This window comes from Francisella noatunensis subsp. noatunensis (assembly GCF_009823375.1).
Taxonomy (GTDB): Bacteria; Pseudomonadota; Gammaproteobacteria; order Francisellales; family Francisellaceae; genus Francisella; species Francisella noatunensis.
Genome location: NZ_WBSX01000077.1, coordinates 1 through 8,685, shown reverse-complemented (window position 1 = coordinate 8,685; position 8,685 = coordinate 1). Strand labels below are relative to the sequence as shown.

Sequence of the window (8,685 nt, the reverse complement as noted above, 5' to 3'; positions counted from 1 at the left end):
CTATCTCAGCATTATAGTCACTATTTATACTAGTGCGATTAAGTTCCTTTTTTATAGCTCTTTCACTATAGCCAATTTTATTGGCTATTTGAGATGTTTGGTATCCTAATTTAAGTAATTCTTCTATACAATATCTATTTGAAAGAGTTAAGTGCTTTGGCATTTTTTAGTTCCTTATCGTTTATTTTAGTTTCGTCAAAACCTAATAAACTATATTTGGAACTCTCTTTCAACTATTTAAAACTTTCAGAATACAATCTAGCCTATATTAGATTTTCATCATACACTAGATTCGAGTATAACTCGAAGCACCAGACATGTTCGTCTTACTGAAATAGGACAGGACTATTATAAGAAATGTAAAAAGGCTCTACAAGACCTTGATATAGCAACACAATTAACTAGCCAAGAGCATAATTAAATAAGTGGTAATATAAAAATCAATTGTGTGGGAGGAATTATTGGTGAAGATGTTATTGCTCCTTTAGTTTTGAAATTCCAGCTGCTACATCCTAAAGTTAGTATCCATTTAGATTTTTCTAGCAATAGAATTAGCCTAATAGATAGTGATTACGACTTGGTTATCCGGATGGGTAATCTGCCCTGACTCAAATTTAATAGTCTCTCCTCTTAGAACAGTTTTTACTAAATATGTAGCTAATAAAGATTTTATCAAGAAATATACCAAAATATCTGATCCAAGACAGCTTGAAGATCCACCTCTAATTTACGGCAGCATCAAGCAATGGAATTTCAACTCTATAAATGATAAATATACTCTTCATATTCATAATAATGGTTTTCATGCAACTAATGGTAGAGTTATGAAACAAGCTACTCTTTTAGGATTAGGAATCACAAGGTTAGTTGATATCTATGTAGATACTGATATCAAAAATGGTAAATTAGTCGAAATACTATCTGAATATAGAGAGGAAACAAAACTTTCTGTTGTTTCACTACCCGTTAAATATCAGCTTAAGAGAATAAGTTCTTTAATAAATTATCTTAAAACCAATTTCAACAAAGAATACACTAACAAAAGTAAGCTAAACTAAACTTATTTTTGAGCTAATAATCTATCATATCTAATAGTTATCTTCTTAAAATTACTTTGAATTTGCTCTTTAGTAAAATGCACAAATTCCTTGTATAAACTATCATCATGCTTTTTTTGTTGCATAAATAGAGTTCGATACGTTCTCAAGTTAATGAGCAACTCATCTATAAGTATTAATATTTTCTTATATTCATAATACTTTTTAGTCTCAGAAAACTCATATTTAGCATTCGCAAGAGTCTCATTAAGCTTAATACTTTTTTCTATTAATGAAATAATCTTTCTATTTTCTACGCTACGATCAACTTTATTAACAAGATCTTTAAGTTCAGAATAAATTCTATACATATCCCTATCAAAAAGTACTCTATTTTTTCGTCCCCTTGTAAGGAAAGTTATCAAAACTATACTTAATGTTCCTATTGCTACACATGTGACTCTTACAAAAAATAATTCTTTATCCCAACCAATAAATAGTCCAAAGTACATTACCAGATATACATGTATAAAAAAAACACTAGTCGCATAATTTAAAAACATCGTATACACATATAGTGCTAAAGCAAAGCAGCATAATCCTGCCACCAATGTAAAATTATGGGGTATATTTTTTTGAATTAGCAACAATACTACAGATCCTATTGAGGTACCCAACAATGAGAAAATAACAATCGCCTTAGCTCTTGTATAAACTACACTAGTACTTGTACTAGCTGCGACACTTACTACCGCAATGACTACCCAATATATTCTATCTCTAAAGCCATCGTCACCACTTAAACTAAATATTAAATAACAAACTATTAAACCTACTATAGATGCTACAAAAACCCTTATAGCTAATAATGTTGTATCAGAGAGTTTATCTATATACCTATCCTTAAATAAGATCATAGTATGCCTCTCTGATATTTTCCAAACCAATCAACATATCATCTAAAAACAATAAACTACTAAACAAAAGCTTCCTTTTTTGTTTATCATTTTGATATTTATAGATATAGTTCATTTCAAATTTATATTTCAGATGAGATATATCCTCTGACTTTTTTTCAAAAGTCTTAGCAGGCTTTTGTATGTATAACATCAAAATCATTGTATTTTTATAAATTTTCTCTAAGTCTTGTGATAGATTTTTTGCTTCTTCTTCTTCAAACCCTAAACGAACATAGTCAACTGTAAGTTTTTTATAGACTAATAAAAACTTAGATGTTAAACGATTAAAAACCACCAAGTTATGGCTTAAATATCGCCACTGTTCTTGACGGCTTTTTCTCAAGAACATCAAACCATGGTTTTTAAAAGAATTTATATTTTGGTATTTTAAATTACTTACTTCAACAATATTTGATTGAGTAAATCTTCTGTATTTTGCTTTTTCAAATGTATCAACATAGTTACGCACAAAATTTTTCAAAAACTCATTAAATACTTTACTAACATCATTAGCTTTCATTAGCTTGTAGTTTCTAATAATCACCAGATAAACAATCAAACCAATCAAAATAGCTGTAAGAGTAAAATGTAAATGATTATCTTTTTCCAACGGATAACGCACAAAACAGATACAAGTAATAACTACAATCATCATAGGAAATACAGTAAAAGCTTCGCCAAACCTTCTAAACCAAAATGCTATAAAAGCGACAAATACTATTAGCATAAAGTTAGTTTCAAAAAGAAGATGTACATATGGAGATATATTAACTATAACGATAGCTATAATCATATATAGGGCAAAGGCTAAACGTTTGGCTTGGATACTTCCTAATAGAATACTTCCAGCCAAATTAGCCATGAACAAGATAATTATAATAACAAGATTTTTGTCGATATCAAAAAATGCTGTAATAGCTAAAAATGAAAAAAGTATAATTGCAGATTTGATAGCTCCATCCTGAAATACCTTCATAGGATCTTGGTCAACATATTTATGATATATTTCACTGATGCTAAGCACTTATAAATCAACTTCAAGGACACTTAATATACTAAGAATTATATTGCAAAAGTTGCTTAATTAATATCATTAGAGTAGTTATTTTTGCTTCAAAATGTAGTAAAATTTAAGAGCATTTGAATAAAATACACATTTATATCTTTATGATTTATAACAACACTTATGATGTTATTGTTGTTGGTGGCGGTCATGCAGGCGTAGAAGCTGCTGCTGCTTCAGCACGTATAGGCGCAAAAACCTTATTACTCACTCACAATATTGACACAATTGGACAAATGTCTTGTAACCCTGCTATCGGTGGAATCGGTAAAGGTCATCTTGTCAAAGAAATCGATGCCATGGGTGGTATCATGGCAAAAGCCATTGATATGGCTGGTATACAGTTTAGAATTTTAAACTCTCGCAAAGGTCCAGCTGTAAGAGCGACAAGAGCTCAAGCTGATAGAGTTCTATATAAAAAAGCTATTAACTCTCTATTAAATGATCAAGAAAATTTAGATATTTTCCAAGATTCTGTAGATGATTTGGTCGTTGAAAATAATATCGTATGTGGTGCCATAACTAAAACAGGCATCACTTTCAAATCAAAAAAAGTTGTACTCACAGTAGGTACATTCTTAGGTGGTAAGATACATATTGGGCAAGTTTCAAAGGAAGGTGGTCGTGCAGGAGATCAACCATCAAATGCATTAGCCGCTCGCTTAAGAGCATTACCATTTAGAGTAGATAGACTCAAAACAGGTACTCCTCCACGTATAGACAGCCGAAGTGTCGATTTTAGTGTTATGGATGTTCAACATGGCGATACTCCAACACCATATTTTTCATTTTTTTCAAAAGGAAAGATTGAGCATCCAAGACAAATACCTTGCTATATAACCTACACCAACTCAAAGACTCATGAGATTATTACAAATAATCTCGATAAATCGGCAATGTATGGTGGACTAATAGAAGGTATAGGTCCTCGTTACTGTCCATCTATTGAAGATAAAGTGGTCAGATTTGCTGAGAAAGATAGACATCAAATCTTTGTTGAACCTGAGGGCTTAAACAGTATTGAGCTATACCCTAACGGACTATCAACTAGCTTACCATTTGAAGTACAGTGTGAGTATATACGCTCAATTAAAGGCTTCGAAAATGCCTTTATTATGAGGCCTGGTTATGCAATTGAATATGACTTCTTTGATCCGAGAGATCTCAAACCTACTCTTGAGACCAAACATATCAAAAACTTATTTTTTGCAGGACAAATCAATGGTACTACAGGCTACGAGGAGGCAGGTGCTCAAGGCTTAGTAGCTGGAATAAATGCTGCAGTCAATATAGATAGTGATAAATCATGGTATCCAACGCGCTCAAATAGCTATATGGGTGTTTTGATAGATGATTTGATAACAAAAGGTACCAAAGAACCTTATCGTATGTTTACATCTCGCGCTGAATATAGACTTATATTGCGTGAAGATAATGCAGATTTAAGGCTATCAGACAAAGCATGCGAACTAGGGCTATTAAACAAGCAAGATCAAGAGTTTTTTATCAATAAAAAAACAGCTATAGATGAAAATATATCCATGATGAAAAATACTTGGATAGGTCCTCAAACACAAAAAGCTCGTGAGCTAGAAAAATTCCTAGATAAAAAAATGACTCGAGAAAGTACGCTTTTTGACTTACTAAAGCGTCCAGAACTAGACTATAAAAAATTACAAGAAATTCCTGATACAAATTTAAAACTAGAAGATGAGTCTGTAATCGAACAGATAGAAATCTCTGCTAAATATTCAGGATATATCGAACGTCAAAGCAAAGATATAGCCAAAATATCAACACTTGAATCAAAAACAATACCAGAAAGCTTTGACTATTCACAAGTGAAAGGACTTTCTAATGAAGTACTTCAAAAATTATCAGAACAAAAGCCAACTACCTTAGGTGAAGCATCTCGAATTCCTGGAGTAACTCCAGCAGCTGTGTCATTATTGACTATATACATGAAAAAAACTGGTTTTATAAAATAGGATGTATTTATTATGATAAAAGACTTTTTTAAGATAGTAGTTTTAATAACATTAGCATCAGCACTTTTTTCATGTGCTACAAAGCAAAAATATATAGATCAACAAAAAGCATGGATTGGTAAAAATATCTATTCCTATACCCAAGAATTCGGCATGCCTAACAATGTAATTCAAGTCTCACCAGATCCTGATGTCGAGACTTATGTATATGTACGCAAAGCGATTAATCCAAATACTCCTGCTTATGCTGGAAGCCCAATGAATAGCTTAATAATGGCAAACAGAAATCCTCATTTTGTTCAATTTGGGGCTTTAATGTGCACGACTTGGGTTTCATATAACAAAAACACTAAGCTGATCATAAACATAACATTCCGCGGTAACTACTGCGCTATCAACTAGCATCAAACAGGAAGATTTAATGAATATCAAACAGACTTCAACACCTCTAGTTACAGGACTTGTATCTGCCTCTATATGTTTCAGTTTTGGATTCTTTTCAAATGTTTTTAAATACAATGGATTAGAGTTTTTTTATGCCTATATAGCATTTTTAGTGCTACTATGCTATCCAATGAACCTAATAGCAATATATTTTCAAAAAGCTTATCCTGACTTAAATTCACATAGTAAATTAGTTTATAAAATTACTGGCAGCTCTAAATTTAGACCTATTAGTATCTTATTAACCGGTATAATGATTATTCTTGTAGCTCTTGTTATGTTTAATATGTCTACTTATGTCTTAGATTTTTTTGATAATATACCTGCAATAGATAGATTAAGTGACCAGAGCCTTCAGTTTAGTAGTAATTTCCCAATATACACATCTCTACTCGCTGTATTTGCTTCCATTTTTTTGATGTTCATACTTGCTGATAAGCAAAAGATAAACCTGAATGAAACACTAAAAACTACAGCTCATATATCACTATATTTAGTAACTATTCTAATGTTAATTGTAATATATACACCTCAAGGAATAATTGGAATAAAGGATTTTCTTTTTGATATAAATTATCAAAAAGTTGAGCAGCTTCGCTCCATGTTTGGACTAGCTTTAGTTTATGCAATACTAAGCAACTTTATCTCCATAGCATTTTATAAAAACATTATAAATATTGGTGATAATGATTTTGGTAAGTTAAAAACTAGTGCTTTTAAAAGTATATTCTACAATATAGTCTTTTCATTTATGATATGTATAACCATATATGCTATATTAGGCGAATATAGAAGCTATCTTCAACCTACAGAGAGCTTACAAATCACAACTATTTTCAAAATAGTTAAAACAAACTATCCTATGTATTATCTATTGCTTGAGGTAATATTTACAACTCTTAATCTTATTGTTTTTGTTACATCCTTGAAGTATATTTTCCAAATCGGTACTAAGCTATATACTAAGTTACTAATTCTATTAATTCCTTTTATTATAACTACATTTTTTATAGAGTCAGGTATTGCTTATATTGATTTTTCTAATATGATTGCTCTCCACATCATCATCATTTTCATTTTCCTATTTGATGTATTTATCACTGGCTGGATTTATGATGCACAAAGACTTAGTTACGAGATACTGAAAAATACAAACACTAAATTATCACCTATATTTAATATAACACTAAGAATTCTCATACCATTTATATGCATCATTATAGCTATTGGCTATATATTTCTACCAATGCCTATTCTATGGCAGTTTATAGCAGCTATCGCATGTACTATTGTATATATAGTCAAAGGAAGTGTTTTTAGTAAAATATTTAATAAGAGAAAATTCTAAAATGTTTTTTAATAAAAAAAATAATCAAGATGAACTAAAGAAATTGGCTGCTATTGAAGCTGCTAAACATATAACTTCAGAAATAACTCTTGGAGTTGGTACTGGTAGTACTGTAGCATTTCTGATTAAAGAACTCGTAAATTATAAAGATAAAATAAAGTTTGTAGTTTCAAGCTCTGAAGATTCGACAAACAAACTTAAAGCATTAGGTTTTGATGTAGTAGATCTTAACTATGCTGGAGAAATTGATTTATATATTGATGGTGCTGATGAGTGTAATAACCACAAAGAGCTAATTAAAGGTGGTGGTGCTGCTCTTACGCGTGAAAAAATATGTGTTGCAGCCGCAAAAAAATTCATTTGCATTATTGATGAATCTAAAAAAGTAAATACTCTAGGAGAGTTTCCTCTTCCTGTAGAAGTTATCCCAATGGCTAGAAGTTATGTTGCTAGGGAGATAGTTAAGCTAGGTGGTCAACCTGTATATAGAGAACAAACTATTACTAACAATGGTAACGTAATTCTCGATGTATATAACCTAAAAATAGACAACCCTCTAAAGCTTGAAACTGAACTAAATCAAATTACAGGTGTTGTAACTAATGGTATCTTTGCCCTTAAACCTGCTGACACTGTAATTATGGCTAAGAAAGATGGTAGTATTGAAAGTTTTTAATTCTTTTATTATGGTAGTGGAATAAACTCTTCTTCATCACCATATACTTTTTTAAATCTGCCATTTTTCCAGTTATCTTTTGCTTTTTTGATTCTATCTTTATTACTTGAAACAAAATTCCATTCTATAAATCTATGCGAAAGCTTATCTCCACTAATTATGACAATGTGCGAATGTGATAAAGCATCTAACTTATAAAGATTTAAACTATCTATTACAAGCATAGTATGACTATTTATTATTTGCTTGTTATATTCAACCTTACCTTTAATAACATAGATTGCCAATTCTTCTTTTATAGGAAGATCCATAGAAACATTTTTAGGAATATTAACCTCAATATATAAAGTTTGACAATATGTTTTAACTGGAGAGCTATATCCATAAGCATCACCAATTAAAAGCTTAAAGCTTACACTACTATTATTGATAAATTTTGGTAATTCATCACTCCGATAATTATAGAAAGCAGGTGAAATTTCTTCAAATGCTTCAGGTAAAGCATGCCAAAGTTGAATCCCATGAAGAGTTCAATTTTTTAACTTTAATTCTTCTCTTTCACGTTCAGAATGCGTTATACCCTTACCAGCTACCATAAGATTTATTTCTCCAGGTAATATTGGTTGAGCATTACCCAATGAATCTCGATGAAATATCTCTCCTTCAAACAGATAAGTAACTGTTGCTAAATTAATATGAGGATGAGGTTTAACATTTATGCCATCATCACCACTTAATAATTCAACCGGCCCAAAATGATCAAAAAATATCCATGGACCTACCATTTTCTGCTTTGATGTAGGTAAGACTCTTCTAACTTCAATAGCACCTAAATTTTTAGTTTTTACATCAATTATATGTTGTATTGCCATGCATATACCTCTTTAAATAAGCTAGATAGTATTCTCAATGTTTATAGAGATACCAAAATGTACTTCATTAGGTGTCAAGTAATTTAAACATTTCTTAGGTCTATTATTCAAGTCTATCTGTAACTTTCTAATGTATTGATGAGATATATTGTTAAAGTTAGTACCTTTAGATATAAATTGTCTGATATACCTATTCATGTTTTCATTAGTACCTCTTTGCCAAGGACTGTATGGATCAGCAAAGAATACTTTGATGCCAGTCTCGCTAGTTAGCTTCTTATGTTTAGCAAACTCTTTA

General features: G+C 30.9%; 10 protein-coding genes and 1 pseudogene. 5 read left to right on the top strand and 6 right to left on the bottom strand.

Going from position 1 to position 8,685, the window contains the following annotated elements; genetic code table 11:
* On the bottom strand, positions 1-163 hold a 163-nt coding region (locus F8C69_RS07045; RefSeq protein ID WP_159183823.1), incomplete at its 3' end, for a helix-turn-helix domain-containing protein.
* A gap of 138 nt (positions 164-301) precedes the next feature.
* Between F8C69_RS07045 and F8C69_RS07040 the strand changes: the two are divergent.
* Positions 302-1,058 (top strand): annotated as a pseudogene (locus tag F8C69_RS07040) (substrate binding domain-containing protein); the annotation flags it as partial.
* Between the two features lie 2 nt (positions 1,059-1,060).
* Here F8C69_RS07040 and F8C69_RS07035 read toward each other — a convergent pair.
* On the bottom strand, positions 1,061-1,954 hold the full coding sequence (locus tag F8C69_RS07035; protein WP_159184707.1) for an FUSC family protein: 894 nt from the start codon (positions 1,952-1,954) through the stop codon (positions 1,061-1,063).
* Positions 1,941-3,020, bottom strand: a complete 1,080-nt coding sequence (locus F8C69_RS07030) for a hypothetical protein (protein WP_159184706.1) — start codon at positions 3,018-3,020, stop codon at positions 1,941-1,943. Before F8C69_RS07030 ends, F8C69_RS07035 begins: the two co-directional genes overlap by 14 nt.
* 143 nt (positions 3,021-3,163) lie before the next feature.
* Between F8C69_RS07030 and mnmG the strand changes: the two genes are divergently transcribed.
* Genes mnmG through rpiA form a run of 4 tightly spaced genes read left to right on the top strand, consistent with a single transcriptional unit; the run spans position 3,164 to position 7,515 of the window.
* Positions 3,164-5,047 (top strand): tRNA uridine-5-carboxymethylaminomethyl(34) synthesis enzyme MnmG, encoded by a 1,884-nt coding sequence (gene mnmG / locus F8C69_RS07025; protein WP_159184708.1) that lies wholly within the window; start codon positions 3,164-3,166, stop codon positions 5,045-5,047.
* A 12-nt stretch (positions 5,048-5,059) separates the two neighbouring features.
* Positions 5,060-5,449: a hypothetical protein gene (locus tag F8C69_RS07020; RefSeq protein WP_159184705.1), complete on the top strand. Its 390-nt coding sequence runs from the start codon at positions 5,060-5,062 to the stop codon at positions 5,447-5,449.
* Between the two features lie 19 nt (positions 5,450-5,468).
* Entirely contained in the window at positions 5,469-6,839 is a 1,371-nt protein-coding gene (locus F8C69_RS07015) for a hypothetical protein (RefSeq protein ID WP_159184704.1), read from the top strand.
* Between the two features lies 1 nt (position 6,840).
* Positions 6,841-7,515 carry a ribose-5-phosphate isomerase RpiA gene (gene rpiA, locus F8C69_RS07010; protein WP_159184703.1) on the top strand — a complete coding sequence of 225 codons (675 nt, stop codon included), beginning with the start codon at positions 6,841-6,843 and terminating at the stop codon, positions 7,513-7,515.
* A gap of 8 nt (positions 7,516-7,523) precedes the next feature.
* Here the strand turns inward: rpiA and F8C69_RS10670 are convergent, their stop codons facing one another.
* The 3 genes from F8C69_RS10670 to F8C69_RS07000 form a co-directional block, all read right to left on the bottom strand.
* The gene (locus F8C69_RS10670; protein WP_268892345.1) at positions 7,524-7,844 is read right to left on the bottom strand and encodes a pirin-like C-terminal cupin domain-containing protein; all 321 of its coding nucleotides are present in this window, start codon (positions 7,842-7,844) and stop codon (positions 7,524-7,526) included.
* Positions 7,845-8,045: 201 nt separating this feature from the next.
* Positions 8,046-8,387 (bottom strand): pirin family protein, encoded by a 342-nt coding sequence (locus F8C69_RS10665; RefSeq protein ID WP_234384096.1) that lies wholly within the window; start codon positions 8,385-8,387, stop codon positions 8,046-8,048.
* Between the two features lie 21 nt (positions 8,388-8,408).
* The coding region (locus F8C69_RS07000; protein WP_159184702.1) for an IS30 family transposase at positions 8,409-8,685 on the bottom strand (277 nt) is incomplete at its 5' end.

Bases quoted from the DNA above. Each gene is read 5' to 3' on its own strand.
- F8C69_RS07035 (WP_159184707.1), bottom strand. From the start codon at position 1,954: ATGATCTTATTTAAGGATAGGTATATAGATAAACTCTCTGATACAACA.
- F8C69_RS10665 (WP_234384096.1), bottom strand. From the start codon at position 8,387: ATGGCAATACAACATATAATTGATGTAAAAACTAAAAATTTAGGTGCT.
- mnmG (WP_159184708.1), top strand. From the start codon at position 3,164: ATGATTTATAACAACACTTATGATGTTATTGTTGTTGGTGGCGGTCAT.
- F8C69_RS07015 (WP_159184704.1), top strand. From the start codon at position 5,469: ATGAATATCAAACAGACTTCAACACCTCTAGTTACAGGACTTGTATCT.
- F8C69_RS07020 (WP_159184705.1), top strand. From the start codon at position 5,060: ATGATAAAAGACTTTTTTAAGATAGTAGTTTTAATAACATTAGCATCA.
- rpiA (WP_159184703.1), top strand. From the start codon at position 6,841: ATGTTTTTTAATAAAAAAAATAATCAAGATGAACTAAAGAAATTGGCT.